Source organism: Microbacterium sp. (assembly GCF_036566905.1).
Lineage (GTDB): Bacteria > Actinomycetota > Actinomycetes > Actinomycetales > Microbacteriaceae > Microbacterium.
Map to the genome: position 1 here is coordinate 1 of NZ_DATCVK010000196.1, position 17,106 is coordinate 17,106.

17 protein-coding genes are annotated in these 17,106 nt (G+C 70.0%); 9 read left to right on the plus strand and 8 right to left on the minus strand.

Annotation, left to right across the window (positions count from 1 at the left end):
• From VIP82_RS16545 to groL, 5 genes are all read left to right on the plus strand, one after another.
• Positions 1 to 875, plus strand: an 875-nt coding sequence (locus tag VIP82_RS16545) for a DUF2332 family protein (protein WP_331910575.1), incomplete at its 5' end; no start/stop codon positions are given.
• Between the two features lie 9 nt (positions 876 to 884).
• Positions 885 to 1,133: a DUF3263 domain-containing protein gene (locus VIP82_RS16550; protein WP_331910577.1), complete on the plus strand. Its 249-nt coding sequence runs from the start codon at positions 885 to 887 to the stop codon at positions 1,131 to 1,133.
• A gap of 67 nt (positions 1,134 to 1,200) precedes the next feature.
• Complete coding sequence (locus tag VIP82_RS16555) at positions 1,201 to 1,770, plus strand: LytR C-terminal domain-containing protein (RefSeq protein ID WP_331910579.1); 570 nt, start codon at positions 1,201 to 1,203, stop codon at positions 1,768 to 1,770.
• Between the two features lie 130 nt (positions 1,771 to 1,900).
• Entirely contained in the window at positions 1,901 to 2,101 is a 201-nt protein-coding gene (locus VIP82_RS16560) for a cold-shock protein (protein WP_045298154.1), read from the plus strand.
• 189 nt (positions 2,102 to 2,290) lie between these two features.
• On the plus strand, positions 2,291 to 3,910 hold the full coding sequence (gene groL / locus VIP82_RS16565) for a chaperonin GroEL (RefSeq protein ID WP_331910581.1): 1,620 nt from the start codon (positions 2,291 to 2,293) through the stop codon (positions 3,908 to 3,910).
• Between the two features lie 71 nt (positions 3,911 to 3,981).
• Here groL and VIP82_RS16570 read toward each other — a convergent pair whose 3' ends face one another.
• From VIP82_RS16570 to VIP82_RS16580, 3 genes are all read right to left on the minus strand, one after another.
• A complete protein-coding gene (locus VIP82_RS16570; protein WP_331910583.1) occupies positions 3,982 to 4,269 on the minus strand; it encodes a WXG100 family type VII secretion target in 288 nt (95 codons plus the stop codon).
• A gap of 141 nt (positions 4,270 to 4,410) precedes the next feature.
• The gene (locus VIP82_RS16575) at positions 4,411 to 5,877 is read right to left on the minus strand and encodes a sensor histidine kinase (protein ID WP_414684693.1); all 1,467 of its coding nucleotides are present in this window, start codon (positions 5,875 to 5,877) and stop codon (positions 4,411 to 4,413) included.
• Between the two features lie 307 nt (positions 5,878 to 6,184).
• Complete coding sequence (locus tag VIP82_RS16580) at positions 6,185 to 6,877, minus strand: response regulator transcription factor (protein WP_308869889.1); 693 nt, start codon at positions 6,875 to 6,877, stop codon at positions 6,185 to 6,187.
• 230 nt (positions 6,878 to 7,107) lie between these two features.
• Between VIP82_RS16580 and VIP82_RS16585 the strand changes: the two genes are divergently transcribed.
• From VIP82_RS16585 to VIP82_RS16595, 3 genes are read left to right on the plus strand one after another with little or no spacing between them, the layout of a single operon-like run.
• Complete coding sequence (locus tag VIP82_RS16585) at positions 7,108 to 8,346, plus strand: NAD(P)/FAD-dependent oxidoreductase (protein ID WP_331910585.1); 1,239 nt, start codon at positions 7,108 to 7,110, stop codon at positions 8,344 to 8,346.
• Entirely contained in the window at positions 8,343 to 9,251 is a 909-nt protein-coding gene (gene folP / locus VIP82_RS16590) for a dihydropteroate synthase (RefSeq protein ID WP_414684694.1), read from the plus strand. The genes VIP82_RS16585 and folP overlap by 4 nt, the downstream gene beginning before the upstream one ends.
• Positions 9,251 to 9,955 carry a pyrimidine reductase family protein gene (locus VIP82_RS16595; protein WP_331910587.1) on the plus strand — a complete coding sequence of 235 codons (705 nt, stop codon included), beginning with the start codon at positions 9,251 to 9,253 and terminating at the stop codon, positions 9,953 to 9,955. The genes folP and VIP82_RS16595 overlap by 1 nt, the downstream gene beginning before the upstream one ends.
• Before the next feature lie 74 nt (positions 9,956 to 10,029).
• Here the strand turns inward: VIP82_RS16595 and VIP82_RS16600 are convergent, their stop codons facing one another.
• From VIP82_RS16600 to VIP82_RS16610, 3 genes are all read right to left on the minus strand, one after another.
• Positions 10,030 to 10,578 (minus strand): TetR/AcrR family transcriptional regulator, encoded by a 549-nt coding sequence (locus VIP82_RS16600; protein ID WP_331910589.1) that lies wholly within the window; start codon positions 10,576 to 10,578, stop codon positions 10,030 to 10,032.
• 59 nt (positions 10,579 to 10,637) lie between these two features.
• Positions 10,638 to 11,465, minus strand: coding sequence for an SDR family NAD(P)-dependent oxidoreductase (locus VIP82_RS16605; RefSeq protein ID WP_331910591.1), 828 nt, complete (start codon positions 11,463 to 11,465; stop codon positions 10,638 to 10,640).
• A 141-nt stretch (positions 11,466 to 11,606) separates the two neighbouring features.
• The gene (locus VIP82_RS16610) at positions 11,607 to 11,975 is read right to left on the minus strand and encodes a VOC family protein (RefSeq protein ID WP_331910593.1); all 369 of its coding nucleotides are present in this window, start codon (positions 11,973 to 11,975) and stop codon (positions 11,607 to 11,609) included.
• Between the two features lie 187 nt (positions 11,976 to 12,162).
• Between VIP82_RS16610 and VIP82_RS16615 the strand changes: the two genes are divergently transcribed.
• A complete protein-coding gene (locus VIP82_RS16615) occupies positions 12,163 to 14,022 on the plus strand; it encodes a bifunctional metallophosphatase/5'-nucleotidase (RefSeq protein ID WP_331910595.1) in 1,860 nt (619 codons plus the stop codon).
• 61 nt (positions 14,023 to 14,083) lie between these two features.
• Here the strand turns inward: VIP82_RS16615 and VIP82_RS16620 are convergent, their stop codons facing one another.
• Positions 14,084 to 15,724, minus strand: a complete 1,641-nt coding sequence (locus VIP82_RS16620; protein ID WP_331910597.1) for a DNA repair helicase XPB — start codon at positions 15,722 to 15,724, stop codon at positions 14,084 to 14,086.
• 51 nt (positions 15,725 to 15,775) lie between these two features.
• Positions 15,776 to 17,106 (minus strand): helicase-associated domain-containing protein (locus VIP82_RS16625; RefSeq protein ID WP_331910599.1); only part of this gene is annotated, 1,331 nt, incomplete at its 5' end.

Consider the following 17,106-nt stretch of genomic DNA (forward strand, 5'->3'; position numbering starts at 1 on the left):
CGCGCATCCCGGCCACCCGCCGGCAGCCGCCGCTCGTCTTCGCGGTCACGCGCATGCTCGGTGCGCCCGAGGAGGACTTCGCGGCGTGGGCCGTGTGGCTGCGTGCGCACGCCGACCAGACCGTGGCCGAGGCGTCCGCGCGGCGCCTGCAGACCAACGAGCCGATGCGGTGTGCTGTCCTCCTCCCGGCGCTGGCCACGATCCCCGGGCCGATCGCGCTGCTGGAGGTCGGCGCGAGCGCCGGGCTCTGCCTGTACCCCGACCGCTACTCGTACCGCTACCGCAGCGGTGACGGCGTCGTGCCGCTGGATCCGGCCGACGGGCGCTCGACGGTGGTGCTGGAGTGCGAGGTCACCGGCGACCCGCCCCTGCGCATGCCGGAGGTGGTGTGGCGCGCCGGGATCGACCTCGATCCGCTGGACGCCGCCGACGCCGGCGACCGCCGCTTCCTCACGAGCCTGGTCTGGCCGGGGGAGGCCGGGCGTGCCGACCGCATCGCCGCCGCCCTCGACATCGCGGCGGCGGACCCGCCGCTGCTCAGCTCAGGTGACGCATCGGACCCCGACGTGCTGCACGCGGTGGCCGCGCTCGCGCCGGCCGGCGCGACGCTCGTGGTGACCACGCCCGGCGTGCTCCCGCACATCCCGCGTGCCGGGCGCGAACGCCTCGTCGAGGCCGTGCGGCGACTCGCCGCCGTGTGGATCACGATCGATCCGCCGGCCCTTCACGAGGAGTGGCGACCGGCCGTGGACCCCGACACCTGGGACGGCTTCGTCCTCGGCCGCGACGGCGAGGCGCTCGCCGCGGTGGATCCGCTCGGCTCGTTCGTGCACTGGCGCGCGTGGCGCACCGGTGAGACGGATGCCGCGGGCTAGCGTTGACGCGTGCCTCTGACCGACCGCGACCGCGCGATTCTCGACTTCGAGGTCGAATGGCGCCGGCACGCGGGAGCCAAGGAGGAGGCGATCCGGGCCGAGCTGGGGATCTCGCCGGCACGGTACTACCAGCTGCTCGGGCGGCTCATCGACACCACCGACGCGCAGGAGCACGATCCGATGCTCGTCAAGAGGCTGCGCAGGCTGCGTGAGGTCCGCCTCCACGAGCGCGCCGCCCGCGCCGCCGACGCGCGCTGAGCCGCGGTTCGAGGCGGACCGGCTGTCGCAGACGGAACGCCCGGCGTTCGCCGGGTAGCATCGACGGGTGCCGACCACCAGCTTCCCTCGGGATCGTTTCGACGATGTGCCCGAGACGGACCGCGTCGGCGCCCACCGGGCGGAGAACCCGCGCATGCGCGGCTGGGTCGTGCTGCTATGGGCGGCGCTGGCCACCGTCGTGCTCATCGTCATCGGGATCTTCGGCACGCTGCTGGTGTCCGGCCGCATCGAGCTCGCGCCGACGCCGACTCCCACCGTGGCGTCTGTCCCCGAGGTCACGCCGGTCGTCGACATGAACTACGACGTGATGATCCTCAACGCGACTCCCGAGCAGGGACTGGCCACGCAGATGAAGGACGTCGTCGTGGGCGCCGGATGGGCCGACGACAAGGTGACGGCGGGTGAAGCGGGCTCGCAGGACTTCCCGACGACCACCGTCTTCTACGTCGACCCGGCCGACGAAGCGGCCGCCGCCGGGCTCGCCGGCGTCATCGGCGGCGCGGAGATCGAGCAGAGCGAGGCCTACCCGGCCACCTCGCCCGACATCCCTCAGCTGACCGTCGTCATCGGCCTCGACCGCACCGCCGCCGGGCAGACGCCCGCACCCACGCCCTGATCGCCAGGCGTCGTGTTTCGCGCCGGTAAACACTTGTATTCCTGCGTGTCAACAAGTGACGAAACGCGACGAGGCCGAGTTTTCGCCTGCATACGATGAAGCCCTGCACCGCCGGCTACAGGAGATTCGCATGACCCAGGGCACCGTCAAATGGTTCAACGCCGAGAAGGGATTCGGCTTCATCACCGTCGCCGACGGCCAGGACGTCTTCGTCCACTACTCGAACATCGACATGTCGGGCTTCCGCGTGCTCGAAGAGGGTCAGACCGTGGAGTTCACGGTCGGCTCCGGTCAGAAGGGCCCCCAGGCGGAGTCGGTGCGCGTCGTCTGACCAGCCGACCCAGCGCCCGGCGCTGACCTGACCGAGGAGACGGGATGCCGCATGGCATCCCGTCTCCTCGTATGTCGGCATCCGTCACCGCGGCTTGCACTCGATAGGGTCGAGTGCCAGAATGATTTAGCACTCGTGTTTGTTGAGTGCTAATACCCAAAGCCAACGTTCCGGAGGGACGACACACACATGGCAAAGATCATCGCTTTCGACGAGGAGGCCCGCCGCGGCCTCGAGCGCGGCCTCAACATCCTGGCCGACGCCGTCAAGGTGACGCTCGGCCCGCGCGGTCGCAACGTCGTGCTTGAGAAGAAGTGGGGCGCACCCACGATCACGAACGACGGTGTCTCCATCGCCAAGGAGATCGAGCTGGACGACCCGTACGAGAAGATCGGTGCGGAGCTCGTCAAGGAGGTCGCCAAGAAGACCGACGACGTCGCCGGTGACGGCACGACCACCGCGACCGTCCTCGCCCAGGCGCTCGTGCGCGAGGGCCTGCGCAACGTCGCAGCCGGCGCCGACCCCATCTCGCTCAAGAAGGGCATCGAGAAGGCCGTCGCCGCCATCACCGCCGAGCTGCTCGAGTCCGCCAAGGAGGTCGAGTCCAAGGAGCAGATCGCTGCCACGGCTTCGATCTCGGCCGCTGACCCGGAGATCGGCGCGCTGATCGCCGAGGCCATCGACAAGGTGGGCAAGGAAGGCGTCGTCACCGTCGAGGAGTCGCAGACGTTCGGCACCGAGCTCGAGCTCACCGAGGGCATGCGCTTCGACAAGGGCTACATCAACCCCTACTTCGTCACGGACCCGGAGCGCCAGGAGGCCGTCTTCGAGGACCCGTACATCCTCATCGCGAACCAGAAGATCTCGAACATCAAGGACCTTCTGCCTGTCGTCGACAAGGTGATCCAGGACGGCAAGGAGCTCGTCATCATCGCCGAGGACGTCGAGGGTGAGGCTCTCGCGACCCTCGTGCTCAACAAGATCCGCGGCATCTTCAAGTCGGTCGCCGTCAAGGCCCCCGGCTTCGGCGACCGTCGCAAGGCGCAGCTGCAGGACATCGCGATCCTCACCGGCGGACAGGTCATCACCGAGGAGGTCGGTCTCAAGCTCGAGAACGCCACCCTCGACCTGCTCGGCCGTGCGCGCAAGGTCATCGTCACCAAGGACGAGACCACGATCATCGAGGGTGCCGGTGACCCCGCACAGCTCGAGGGTCGTGTCACGCAGATCCGTCGCGAGATCGAGAACACCGACAGCGACTACGACCGCGAGAAGCTCCAGGAGCGCCTCGCCAAGCTCGCAGGTGGCGTCGCCGTCATCAAGGCGGGCGCGGCCACCGAGGTCGAGCTCAAGGAGCGCAAGCACCGCATCGAGGACGCCGTTCGCAACGCGAAGGCGGCCGTCGAGGAGGGCATCGTCCCCGGTGGTGGTGTCGCCCTCATCCAGTCCGGCCGGAAGGCGCTCGACGCGCTCGAGCTGACCGGTGACGAGGCGACCGGTGCCAACATCGTGCGTGTCGCGATCGAGGCCCCGCTGAAGCAGATCGCCCTCAACGCCGGTCTCGAGCCGGGTGTCGTCGCGAACAAGGTGTCGGAGCTTCCCGCGGGCCACGGCCTCAACGCCGCCACGGGCGAGTACGGTGACCTGTTCGCACAGGGCATCATCGACCCCGCCAAGGTGACCCGTTCGGCGCTGCAGAACGCTGCGTCGATCGCCGGCCTCTTCCTCACGACCGAGGCCGTCGTCGCCGACAAGCCGGAGAAGGTCTCGGCTCCGGCCGGCGACCCGACCGGCGGCATGGACTTCTGATCCCGCCCCTCGCGTAAGCGTTCACAGAACGGCCCCTCCTCGCGGAGGGGCCGTTCTGTGTCTGCCGGGGATCAGCGGAACAGGCTCGTCGTCGCCAGCTCGGTGTCGGCATACTGCCGGCCGGCGGCCGCGAGCGACGCGTTGATGTTCGCGAGCGACTCCTCGACCTGCCGCTGGGTGGCGCGCCACTGCTCGACGACACCTGCGAAAGCCACCGAGGCCGAGCCGGTCCACGAGGACTGCAGCTGGGTGAGCTGTGCGAGCATCGCGTTCGACTCCCCCTGCAGCCGGTCGATCGTGCCGCGCACCGTGGCGGTCGAGGTGAGGATGCTGTCGCTGTCGACGGTGAAGACGGCCATTCGGGACTCCTGATCAACGTGCGGCGGCCGGATGCCGAACCCGCGGTGTTCGTCACGCTAGGGGTCACCGATGCGCGGGGAACGGCATTCGTGGTCATCTGGGGACGGAGCGGCGGAACCGCCGACAGGGGAGGAGGCGCCTCACTCCGACGCGTCGGCCAGGCGCGGCATCGGCTGGGTCAGGACGTCGAGGTGCTCCGTGGCGGCACGGGCGTCGGCGAGCGGGAACGCGACGCGGAAGGTCGCACCGCCGCCGGGGGTGTCGACCACGTCGACCGAGCCGTGCAGCGCCTCCACGATCGACGCCACGATCGACAGGCCGAGTCCGGATCCGCCTGTCTCACGCGTGCGCGACGTGTCGGCACGCCAGAAGCGCTGGAAGATCTTGTCCTTGATCTGATCCGGCACCCCCTCGCCGTGATCGACGATCTCGATCCAGCCCATGCGGGCGCGCGCGTCGGTGCCGACGCGCAGCTCGATGGGCGAGTCATCGGCGGTGAATCGTCGCGCGTTGCCTAGGAGGTTCGTCACGACCTGTCGGATGCGGTTCTCGTCGCCGAGCACGATGGGCGGCAGTCCATCCGCGGGCGCGGCGCCGTCGGCATCCGGCAGCAGCGAGGGCAGGGCGGATGCTGCCGCGCCTGTCGCCGGCACCGGCTTCGGACGCCGTCTCAGCAGCGACAGTGTCGCGCCGGCCCGGGAGATCGCCGAGGAGTTTCCGGTGCGCCGCTTCTCGTCAGTGGAGACGGCCGTGTGATCCTCCGTCGGCGGCGACGGATCCTCGATCGTGGTGTCGATGACGGTGACCGGGCGTGCCGGCGAGGCCGCACGGACGTCGAGCGCGGCATCCCGGGCGACAGGGCGCAGATCGACCGGACCGATGACCACGTCGCGGCGCTCGTCGAGGCGCGCGAGGGCGAGCAGGTCCTCGACGAGCAGCCCCATGCGGATCGCCTCCTTCTCGATGCGCTCCATCGACTGCGCGACGTCCTCGTCGCCGCGGACGGCCCCCATGCGGTACAGCTCGGCGTAGCCGCGCACGGTCACCAGCGGGGTGCGCAGCTCATGACTGGCGTCGCCGATGAACCGCCGCATCTGCCGCACGGTCGCATCGCGCTGCGTGATGGCGGCGTCGACGCGGTCGAGCATCGCGTTGATCGCGGTCTTGAGGCGCCCCACCTCGGTCGTCGTGGGCTCGATGTCGGTCATGCGCAGGCTGAAATCGCCCGCGGCGATCGCGTCGGCGGTCGATTCGACCTGGCCGAGGCTGCGGAAGGTGAGGGTGACGAGGTAACGGGTGGCCACCGCCCCGCCCACGAGGATCAGGATGGCGAGGATGCTGTAGATGCCGATGTACGAGGCGATCGTACGGTTCACCGTGGCGAGGGGGACGGCGACCATCTGCGTGTAGAAGAGCCCGGTGTTGCCGAGTTCCTCCACCGTCACGGTGCCTCGGAACTCCGTGTCGCCGTCGACGGACGACAGCGTGACGATATCGAGTTCCTTCGGCAGCGCGTGGTCGAGCGGATAGGTCTCGGGGAACGCCGGTTCCGGGCCGCCCCGACCGCCCGCGACGGCGAGGAGATCGCCGTTCTCCGGCTCGTACACGGCGACGAAGTAGTCGGTGGACGGCGGATTGTCGACCGGCTCGGCGACGAGTCTGCCGTTCTCGGAGGTCAGTTCGAGGAGCGGGCTCGCGGCATCCGTGCTGGCGAGGGCATCGACCTGCGTGTCGACGCCGTCGATGAGCGAGTTGCGCAGGAACGCTGCCGTGCCGACGCCGGCGGCGATGAGGCCGACCGCGAGGAGCGCGACGGTGACCCCGGTGACCTTCGCGCGCAGACTCGTGCCGCGCCACCACCGGGTGATCGCGTCGGGCTTCTGCGCCAGAACGTCTCCCTTGCTCGCGGCCGCGCTAGGCGGTCTTGCCGGCCTTCAGCATGTAGCCGAAGCCGCGCTTGGTCTGGATGAGCGGCTCCGACGAGTGCGGATCGATCTTGCGCCGCAGGTACGAGATGTAGCTCTCGACGATGCCGGCGTCGCCGTTGAAGTCGTACTCCCAGACGTGGTCGAGGATCTGCGCCTTCGACAGCACGCGGTTGGGATTGAGCATGAGGTAGCGCAGCAGCTTGAACTCGGTGGGGCTGAGGTCGATGGAGGCCTCGCCCACCTGCACGTCGTGCGTGTCCTGGTCCATCGTGATCTCGCCCGCGCGGATCACCGACTCCTCGTCCGCCTGCATGGTGCGGCGCAGGATCGCCTGGATGCGGGCCACGATCTCGTCGAGGCTGAAGGGCTTGGTGACGTAGTCGTCGCCGCCGGCGTTGAGGCCCGTGATCTTGTCCTCGGTCTCGTCCTTCGCGGTCAGGAAGAGGATGGGCGCCGTGTAGCCGGCGCCGCGGAGGCGCTTGGTGACGCTGAACCCGTTCATGTCGGGCAGCATCACGTCGAGGATGATGAGGTCCGGTTCCTCTTCGAGGACAGCCGAGATCGTCTGAGCGCCGTTGGAGACGGCCCGTACCTGGAATCCGGCGAATCGAAGGCTCGTGATCAGCAGGTCGCGAATGTTCGGTTCGTCGTCCACGACGAGGATGCGCGGTGCGGTCATGCCCTCATTATGTCGGCGGAATCCATGCGGCGTCTGGATATCGGCGACGCGGCCCCGAATTCGTTCACCCGCGGCCGCTGCGGATCTCCACGCCGCAGCGGCCACTGAGGCAGCGAGGAAGGGTAGCGTCAGGGCCAGGCGAGCCCTTCGCTGTTGCGCGACGGATCGAGGCGACGTCTGCCGTCCGGCGCACACCAGCTGACGCCCGCACGTCGACGAGAGGAGCCGTCATGAGCCACATGCTGATCATCGGAGGAGGCCTTGCCGGCGGCACGGCGGCCGAGGCCCTGCGCGACGAGGGCTTCGACGGCGACATCACGGTCGTCGCCGCAGAGCCGCATCCGCCCTACCAGCGACCGCCGCTGTCGAAGGGATACCTCGCGGGGAGCGAGGTGTTGGATGCCGTCATCCTGCACCCCGCGGAATGGTACGCCGAGCGCGGCATCCGGCTGATCACCGGCGTGGCCGTGAGCGCGCTCGATGCGGTCGCCCACACCGTGGAGCTCGAGGACGGGACCCGGCTGGACTACGACGCCGTGCTGCTGGCGACCGGTGCGACACCGCGCATGATCCCGCTCCCCGGTCACGAGCTGTCCGGTGTCGTGACGCTGCGCCGCCTGGACGACTCGGACGCGCTCGCCGCGCAGCTGCGCGGCGGTGGCCGCCGGCTGGTGGTCATCGGCGCGGGGTGGATCGGCATGGAGGTGGCCGCCACCGCGCGCAGCTTCGGCAACGACGTGGCGATCCTCGAGCGCGACGACGTGCCCCTCGCCGCCGCGCTCGGTCCTGAGATGGGCGAGGTCTTCCGGGCGCTGCACGTCGAACACGGCGTCGACCTCCGCACATCGGTGGCGGTGGAGCGGATCGTCGGATCCGACCGCGCCGAAGGCGTCGTCGTCGACGGTGAGACGCTCCCCGCGGACCTGGTGCTGGTCGGCGTCGGCGCCGCACCCGACACGGCGCTCGCCGAGGCGGCCGGCCTCGACATCTTGAACGGTGTCCTCACCGATGCGGCGCTGCGCACCAGCGCACCTGACGTCTATGCGGCGGGGGACGTCGCCAACCCCTTCCACCCGGTGCTGCAGCGGCATCTGCGCAGCGAGCACTGGGCCAACGCGCTGAACGCCGGCAAGGTCGCGGCGCGGTCGATGCTCGGCAAGCCGGCATCCTTCGACGGCATCCCGTACTTCTACACGGATCAGTACGACCTCGGCATGGAGCTGTCGGGCTACGCGCCGCTCATGACGGATGCCGAGCTCGTCGTCCGTGGCGACCTCGCGGCCCGCGAGTTCATCGCGTTCTGGGTCGAGACCGCCGATTCGACAGGCAGGGGTCGTGTGGTCGCGGGCATGAACGTCAACGTCTGGGACGTCAATGAGACCGTGCAGGCGCTGATCAGATCGGGGGAGCGGCTCGACGCGGAGCGCCTGCGGAATGCGGACGTGCCGCTGGATAGCCTTCTCCCGTGACCCTCGCTCCGGATTCGACCTCCGCGCTGTTCACGGGAGTTCTCGATCTACCCGGCGGCCCTCTCGACCTCTCGCGGCACGTCGCGGTCATGGCGATCGTGAACCGCACGCCGGACTCCTTCTATGACCGCGGTGCGACGTTCGCCCTCGACGCCGCGGTGGCCGCGGGTGTCGCCGCCGTCGCGGCGGGAGCGGAGATCGTCGACGTCGGCGGGGTGAAGTTCGCGCCCGGACCCGCGGTTCCGGTCGAGGAGGAGATCGCACGCGTCGTGCCCGTGGTGCGCGAGCTGGCGCCGATCGCCCGCGTGAGCGTCGACACGTTCCAGCCCGAGGTGGCACGTGCGGCCATCGAAGCCGGTGCGGCGATCATCAACGACACGACCGGCCTGCACGACCCGGCGATGGCTGACGTCATCGCGCAGGGCGGCGCCGGCGTCGTCATCGCCCACAGTCTTGCCGCACCCCGCACCCAGCATCCGCTGCCTCGGTACGACGACGTGATCGGAGACATCGCGGGTTTTCTGGCCGCCAGGCGCGAGCTCGCGTGCGAACGCGGCGTGCCCGACGCGCGGATCGTGCTCGATCCCGGCCACGACCTCAACAAGAGCACGCGGCAGACGCTCGAACTCACCCGGCGGCTCGGCGAGCTCGCAGGCCTCGGCGCGCCGCTCCTGGTGGCCCTGTCGAACAAGGACTTCGTCGGCGAGACCCTGGACCGCGCGCGCGGCGAGCGGCTCTCTGGTTCGCTGGCAGCCGCCGTGTTCTGCGTGCTGCAGGGCGCCCGCATCGTGCGGGCGCACCACGTGCGCGAGACGGTCGACGCGATGCGCATGGTCGAGGCGATCCTGGGCTGGCGCGAGCCCGTCCTCGAGCTGCACAACGCCCGCGCCGAAGGGAACGCCTGATGCCCACCCGTCACGAGCTCTTCGACGCGTACGAGCTGCCCGGCCGGGCCGAGCCGCGGATGCGCATGAACTTCGTCTCGAGCGCCGACGGCGCCGTCACGCTCGGCGGGCAGAGCGGTGCCCTCGGCGGCGCCACCGATCGCACGCTCATGCAGGTGCTGCGCGCGATGGCCGACGTCGTGGTGGTCGGCGCCGGAACCGTGCGCGCCGAGGGCTACGGCGGACTGCAGGTCGATGCCGACCACGTCGACTGGCGCCGTGCGCACGGGCTCGTCGATCAGCCGGCCCTCGCCGTGGTGAGCGGCGGCCTGCATCTCGAACCCGACGATTCCGTGTTCGCCGAGGCCGCGGGGCGCCCGCTGATCGTGACGACGGATGCCGCCGCCGAGGCCCGCGGCGGTCTTTTCGCAGCGGTGGCCGAGGTGGTGGGGTGCGGCGCGGAGCCGCTGGATCTCACGGCGATGCTCGAGGTGTTCGCCCGCCGGGGATGGAACCAGGTGCTGTGCGAGGGTGGGCCGCACCTCTTCGGCGCGCTGCTCGAGGCGGGTCTGGTCGACGAGGTCTGCCTCACCCTGGCGCCCCGATTCGTGGCCGGAGAAGCGGGACGCATCGCACAGGGTGCCGCAGAGTCCGATCGCCGGTTCTCGCTCGCGGGTGTCGTGACGGACGAGGACGGATTCGTCTTCCTGCGCTACTCGCGCTGAGGGTCCCAGCCTCTCGCGAGGTCACGCCGACAGGCAGCCATGCACGGCAACGGCGACGCTCGCGCGCACCGGCCTCAGTCGAGCGCGGCGCGCACGGCGCGCTCGATGACGGGCCGGATCTCGGCATCCGGATCCACGGTCATGCGATGGAGGACGAGCCCCTCGCCGGTCGCCATCAGCGTGCGGGCCGCGTCCCGGGGAGAGCGGGCGCCGACGGCTGTCAGCAGGGCGATGGTCCAGTCCACGAAGACGCGACGCTGAGCGAGCAGGGGAGCCAGCAGCTCGGCATCGCCGGCGCACTCGAAGAAGATCGCGTAGCGCGTCTTCGTCCGCGAGGCGAGTGGCCCGGTCTGGAGCGCGATCGCACCGCTGAGCGCGTCGACGAGCTGCTCGGGCGTCTCGATCGGGGGCCCGCCGTCCGCGGCGAGATCGGCTCGCTCGCTCTCGGCGAGCCACGCCACGACCCCGGCGATGAGTGCGTCACGCGTGCGGAACCAGTTCGAGGTCGACCCTTTCGGGAGCCCTGCTCGTTCGTCGACCCGGGCGTGGGTCAAAGCCCGGATGCCCTGCTCACCCACGAGCGCGACCGCGGCGTCCAGGGCGCGATCCCTCGTTGAAGCCATGTTCTGACGATAGGCGACGGATGGGCGCAGAGCGCCATCGCGTCGTCCGGCTCAGTAGTTCACGTCAGACCCGCGATGCGGGCGCCGATGGCGTCTCCGGCACGGGTCGGGAGCAGCGTGTGCATGGCGACCATCGTCCGTGCCGGCGCCCCGACCACGTAGCGGGCGCGCGGCCGCCGCGCGGTCAGCGCGTGTTCGACCGCACGCACGACGGCGTCGGGCGGTGCGACCGCTGATCCGAAGCGCGCGATGTTCTTTCGCAGCCCGACAACATGCTGCGCATAGAGGTCGCGGTGATGCGGCGACATCCGCGCATGCATGTCATCGATCATCGCGTCGACCTCCCGCCAGGTCTCGGTGTCGGTCGGGCCAGGTTCGACGACGGAGACGGCGATGCGCCACGGGCGCAGTTCCACCCGGAGAGCATCTGCGATCCCCTCGACGGCGCACTTCGAGGCACAGTAGGCGCCCTCCATGGGGACGACGGACCGGCTGCCGACCGACGACATGAAGACGATCCGGCCCGCTGCGGTGCGCAGCTGCGGGAGCACCACCCGAGTGACGGCCACCGTGCCCACGACATTGACCTCGAACTGTCGCCGAAGGTCGGCGCTGCGGAGCGCTTCGACCGGTCCGAGAGCGGCGACCGCAGCGTTGTTGACCAGGGCGTCCACGCGGTCGGGCAGGGTGTCGGCGAGGGCGTCGATATGCCCCTGGTCGGTGACATCGAGGCGGACCGGGGTGATGTGCTCGTCCGCCTCGGCGATGACCTGCCAGTCGGTGAGGTCGCGAACCCCGGCGAAGACCGTCCAGCCGGAGCCGGCGAGCCGACGTGCGACCGCCCGTCCGATCCCGCGCCTTGTTCCGGTGACGAGTGCTGTCGCCATGTCGTCGCTCCCTTCGAACCGCGGGGCGGCGACGATCCATCCCGCGCGCTACTACGAACGTAGTCTAGAACTACTATCTTCGTAGTGCAAGAAGGTTGCGATAGACGGAGGCCTTCTCCGTGACCGGTCGCGCCCCACACGTCACGGCCGGTCGGGGTCGTGCGACCACACCGCCAGCTCGTTCCCCGCGGGATCCGCGAAGTGGAAGCGGCGTCCGCCTGGGAAGGCGTAGATGTCGTGGCGGATCGTGCCGCCCGATTCGAGGACTCGCGTGCGTGCCGCCTCCAGATCGTCGGCGAACAGGACGGTCAGCGGAGCAGCCTGCTGCGTGGTGTCGGCCGACCCGTTGAGGCCGAACGTGACGCCACCGGACGTCGTGTCGGCGTAGCCATCCCCATAGGAGGTGAAGCCCCAGCCGAACACCGATTCATAGAATGCGCGCGTGGCGCGCAGGGCGGCGGGATCGGCGACGGGGAGCTCGACGAGGTCGATGTGGTTGTTCTCTGGCATGTGCCAGGTCTACTCGCCCCGTGCGACATCGGCCACCTCGCGGCGACGTCTCCGATAACAGGTACACGGCAGCCCGTCACCGCCCCTGTCGCACCCGCGCGCTCTGTATTAGGTTCATCGTGATCGCGCCCACGAGGACGCGTGCATGCGGCGGGCAAAGGCGTCCGCCAGAGAAGGGGAGGGCCCTGTGCACACGCGCACGACATCCATCTCACGCCTGGCAGGAGGAGCGGTCATCGCCGCGACTGCCGTGGCGCTCGCACTGGCCGGTCCCGGAGCGGCCACCGCCGCGCCGGGCGACAAGAACACGCCGAACGGCCCGACGATCGACATCCAGCTGCTGTCGTTCAACGACTTCCACGGCAATCTCGAGCCGCCGACGGGGTCCAGTGGCCGTCTCGTGCTCGATCATGCGCTTCCGACAGGTGCGACCAAGCCGGTGGACGTGACCACAGACACGCTCACGCCTCCCGGTGTCGGCGGCGTCGAATACCTCGCGACCCACCTCGCCCAGGCTCGCGAAGGGCACGAGTACTCGCTGACGGTCGCCGCCGGCGATCTCATCGGCGCATCACCGCTGCTGTCGGGCGCGTTCCATGACGAGCCGACGATCGAGGCGCTCAACGCGCTCCATCTCGACGTCTCCGCGGTCGGCAACCACGAGTTCGACGAGGGCTATGTCGAGCTTCAGCGAATGGCCGACGGCGGCTGCATCGACGACGGCGACGGGGCGAACAACCAGAACTCCTGCCCCGACGGCACCTTCGCCGGTGCGGATTTCGATTACCTCGCCGCCAACGTGGTCTACCAGGGCACGAACGAGACGATCCTTCCCGCCTATTCGATCGAGAACATCAAGGGCGCCAAGATCGGCTTCATCGGCATGACGTTGAAGGAGACTCCTGACATCGTGACCGCTTCCGGGGTCGCCGGCCTCGAGTTCACGGACGAGGTCGCCACGGCCAACGCGCTCGTGCCGGTGCTCAAGGCACAGGGCGTCAACGCCATCGTCGTCCTGCTCCACCAGGGCGGGACACCCGGGCAGGAGACGTGGTACGGGCCTGACAACAAGCCGTACCAGGTCAGCCCGTCGTATGACGCGGCCTGCGGCAACGGCGCCGAGCTCGACCCGATGAGCCCGGTCATCCCGATCGCGCAGGGCCTCGACCCGGCGATCGACATGGTCGTGTCCGGGCACACGCACCAGCCTTACATCTGCAGCATCAAGGATCCGGCCGGCAACGACCGCATGGTCACGTCGGCGTCGTCGTTCGGCCGCCTCTTCACCGACACGACGCTCACGTACGACCGTCGCACGCAGGACATCGTGCGGACGTCGGTGCAGAGCGAGAACCTGCTGGTGACGCGCAACGTGGACAAGGACCCCGTCGAGACCCAGCTGATCGCCAAGTACAAGACGCTGGTCGCGCCCATCGCGAGCGAGGTCATCGGCCAGATCTCGGCCGACATCACGCGGGTGCCCAACGCCGGCGGCGAGACGGCTCTGGGCGACCTGATCGCCGATGCGCAGCTCGCCGATCCGAGCGTGATCGGACCCTACGCGCCACCGGTCATCGCGCTGATGAACCCCGGCGGCATCCGCACCGATCTCACGTACAGTGCGTCGGCGTGGGGCGAAGCACCGGGTGACGTCACCTATGAGGAGGCGTTCAACGTCCAGCCGTTCAACAACTACCTGGTCTCGCTCGACCTCACCGGCGCCCAGATCAAGCAGCTGCTGGTACAGCAGTGGACCGGCGTCAATGCCGCCCAGCCGAAGGTGCTGCAGGTCAGTGCGGGCTTCTCGTACACCTACTCGGGCACCACGCTCGGGCAGGTCACCCTCAACGGGCAGCCGTTGGTCGACACGACGGTCTATCGCGTCGTGACGAACAACTTCCTGGCGGGAGGCGGTGACGGGTTCCCGACATTCCTGGATGCCGGAAACGTGTACTACGGCGGGCTCGACATCGACGCGTTCGCGGCGTACCTCACGGCGCACAGCCCGTACGCGCCGGTTGCGCTCGACCGCATCATCAAGCAGTAGGCGAAACGGACGGAGAAGGCCCGGCGCTGCAGCGCAGCACCGGGCCTTCTCGGCCGCGGTGTCAGGCCGCCAGCGAGTGCGCGTCGAGGATCGTGTAGGCGTAGCCCTGCTCGGCGAGGAACCGCTGCCGATTCTGCGCGAAGTCCTGGTCGACGGTGTCGCGGGCGATGAGCGTGTAGAAGCTCGCCGTGTGGTTGGACTGCTTCGGCCGGAGCAGGCGCCCGAGCCGCTGCGCCTCCTCCTGGCGCGAGCCGAACGACCCCGAGACCTGGATGGCGACGGACGCCTCGGGCAGGTCGATCGAGAAGTTCGCCACCTTAGACACCACCAGCACCGAGATCTCGCCGACGCGGAACGCCTGGTACAGCTGCTCTCGCTCGTCGATCGGGGTCTGACCCGTGATCTTGGGGGCGTTCAGAGCCTCGGCGAGCACGTCGATCTGGTCGAGGTACTGACCGATGATGAGGATGCGCTCGCCCTCGTGACGTGCCACGAGGTCGCGGACGACGCCGATCTTGGCGCGCGCCGTCGCGGCGAGCCGATACCGTTCGTCGTCGGCGGCCGCAGCGTACTCGAGGCGGTCGCCGGCGGGCAGGTCGACCCGCACCTCGTAGCAGACGGCCGGCGAGATGAAGCCCTGGGCCTCGATCTCCTTCCACGGCGCGTCGAACCGCTTGGGGCCGATGAGGCTGAACACGTCGCCCTCGCGACCGTCCTCGCGCACGAGCGTCGCGGTGAGCCCGAGCCGCCGGCGCGCCTGCAGGTCGGCGGTGAGCTTGAACACGGGCGCGGGCAGCAGATGCACCTCGTCGTACACGATGAGGCCCCAGTCCAGGGCGTCGAGCAGGGCGAGGTGGGCGTACTGTCCCTTCCGCTTGGCGGTGAGGATCTGATAGGTCGCGATGGTGACCGGCTTGATCTCCTTGGCCTGGCCGGAGTACTCGCCGATCTCCTCGGCCGTGAGCGATGTGCGCTTGAGCAGCTCGTCGCGCCACTGCCGCGCGCTGACGGTGTTCGTCACGAGGATGAGCGTCGTGGTCTTCGTGTCGGCCATCGCCGCGGCGCCGACGAGGGTCTTGCCGGCGCCGCAGGGCAGCACGACGACGCCCGACCCGCCCTGCGTGAAGATGTCGACGGCCTGCCGCTGGTACGGCCGCAGGTGCCAGCCGTCCTCGGCGAGATCGATCGGATGCGGCGTGCCCGGCGTGTACCCCGCGAGGTCCTCGGCGGGCCAGCCGATCTTGAGCAGCTCCTGCTTGATGTGGCCGCGCGCCCACGCATCGATGACGAAGGCGTCGGGGGAGGGGCGGCCGATCAGCAGCGGCTGGATGCGCTTGTTCTTCGACACCTCCGCCAGGACCGCGGCATCCGTCGACCGGAGGATGAGCTCGCCGTCCTCGTTGCGCTCGATGACCAGGCGCCCGTAGCGGCCCACCGTCTCGGAGATGTCGATCGACACCGACGGCGGCACCGGGAAGCGCGACCAGCGATCGAGCGTCGCGAGCATGTCTGTGGCGTCGTGGCCGGCCGCCCGCGCGTTCCACAGCCCGAGCCGGGTGATGCGGTACGTGTGGATGTGCTCGGGGGCGCGTTCGAGCTCGGCGAAGATCGCGAGTTCGTGCCGCGCGCTCTCGGCATCGGGGTGCGCGACCTCGAGGAGAACCGTGCGGTCGCTCTGGACGATGAGGGGGCCGTCAGCCATAACGTGCCAGTCTACCGGCGCTCGCCGGCGGCCGGCGCGCCGTCGGTGGACTCACGCGGCGCCGACGCTCACGATGCTCGACACCGGGAGGGTGCGCTCGATGTCGGCGGCGCGATCCCGGCCGCGCAGGCGTCCGCCGCCGAGGCCGGCCGCCTCCAGCACGAACGAGCGCTCCGAGCCGTCCGGCATCCGCACGACCACCAGGATCTCGGCGCGGGCGCGCACGGCCTGCTCGAGCTCGCGTTCGAGCCAGCCCGCCTCACCCTGGGTGCCGTGTCCGCCTCGCAGTGTGCGGATCAGACGCGCGTACGTCGCCTCCGGAGCCGCCGGCGGCACGGACGGCGCGACCGCGGCCCGACGGTGGACCGACTCGGCCGCTCCGGCCGCGTCGATAGCGACGACCGGGTAGCGCGCGTCGGCGAGGCTCCAGTAGACGGCATCGCGGGCGACCCGCGACGTGAGGAGGCCGCTGTCGGCGATCAGGCCCAGCGGGCGCAGGGCCTGGTCGATCGCGATCGCGTCCAGAAGGCCCGCGTCGGAGCTCTCCACGCGCGTGCGGCCGGTGGCGTCGTCCGTGCTCACGCGGACGAGCCCGTGTCGTGCGGCCGTGCTCTCGATGAGGTAGTCGAGCGGCTGCGGGATGCCGGTCAGCGACAGCTCGGCGAGGAAGGCGCGCATCGAATCGGCGGTCTCGCCCTCGGTCATGCCGGCACCCACCGACGCCGCGGTGAACCGGTACGTCGACGCCTGCGCGCGGGACTCGCGCACGGCGATGGACCGCAGGCGCAGGTCGAGGGCAGGTGCGAGCGGGCCCGGCGCGATCGCGGTGAGGTCGGCCTGCAGATAGACGCGGTCGATCTCGGCGGGGAGGAAGGCGGCCATGGTGGCGGCATCCGCCGGCTCGCCGGCGCGCAGCGCCGTGGTCCACGCGAACTCGGCGGAAGAGTCGTCTCTGGCGAACAGCCCCCAGCGCACTCCGATGCGGCGCAGCCGGTCGGCACGTGCCGGCCACTCGGAGTCGAGCGGGTAGATGTCGGGCCACGCGTCGGGCACGAGGAAGCCGTGCGCCGGTGTGCGCAGCCCGTCGGGCAGCGCGGCGCGGAATCCCTCCGCGATGGTCTCCCAGCGTTCCGGTGTGGGGGCCTCGAGCCACCGCTCGCCCGCCTCGGTGACGGTCCACTCGCGTTCGCGGGCGTCCGCGAGCCCCGCGTCGGCGGCGGAGGCCAGCAGGTCTTCGAGGTCGTCGGCGAACTCGATGGCCCCGGCATCCGTCAGTCGCCTGCGGTCCACCGCACTGACCGGTCCCGCCCCCGTGCGCGCGAGCGGAGCGTGCAGGCACGCCAGCAGGATGTCGGCGAGCGAGCCGGCGGTCGTGAACGCAC

Coding starts and splice junctions, on each gene's coding strand:
- VIP82_RS16560 (WP_045298154.1), top strand. CDS start 1,901: ATGACCCAGGGCACCGTCAAATGGTTCAACGCCGAGAAGGGATTCGGC.
- groL (WP_331910581.1), top strand. CDS start 2,291: ATGGCAAAGATCATCGCTTTCGACGAGGAGGCCCGCCGCGGCCTCGAG.
- VIP82_RS16570 (WP_331910583.1), bottom strand. CDS start 4,269: ATGGCCGTCTTCACCGTCGACAGCGACAGCATCCTCACCTCGACCGCC.
- VIP82_RS16580 (WP_308869889.1), bottom strand. CDS start 6,877: ATGACCGCACCGCGCATCCTCGTCGTGGACGACGAACCGAACATTCGC.
- VIP82_RS16585 (WP_331910585.1), top strand. CDS start 7,108: ATGAGCCACATGCTGATCATCGGAGGAGGCCTTGCCGGCGGCACGGCG.
- VIP82_RS16595 (WP_331910587.1), top strand. CDS start 9,251: ATGCCCACCCGTCACGAGCTCTTCGACGCGTACGAGCTGCCCGGCCGG.
- VIP82_RS16600 (WP_331910589.1), bottom strand. CDS start 10,578: ATGGCTTCAACGAGGGATCGCGCCCTGGACGCCGCGGTCGCGCTCGTG.
- VIP82_RS16605 (WP_331910591.1), bottom strand. CDS start 11,465: ATGGCGACAGCACTCGTCACCGGAACAAGGCGCGGGATCGGACGGGCG.
- VIP82_RS16610 (WP_331910593.1), bottom strand. CDS start 11,975: ATGCCAGAGAACAACCACATCGACCTCGTCGAGCTCCCCGTCGCCGAT.
- VIP82_RS16620 (WP_331910597.1), bottom strand. CDS start 15,724: ATGGCTGACGGCCCCCTCATCGTCCAGAGCGACCGCACGGTTCTCCTC.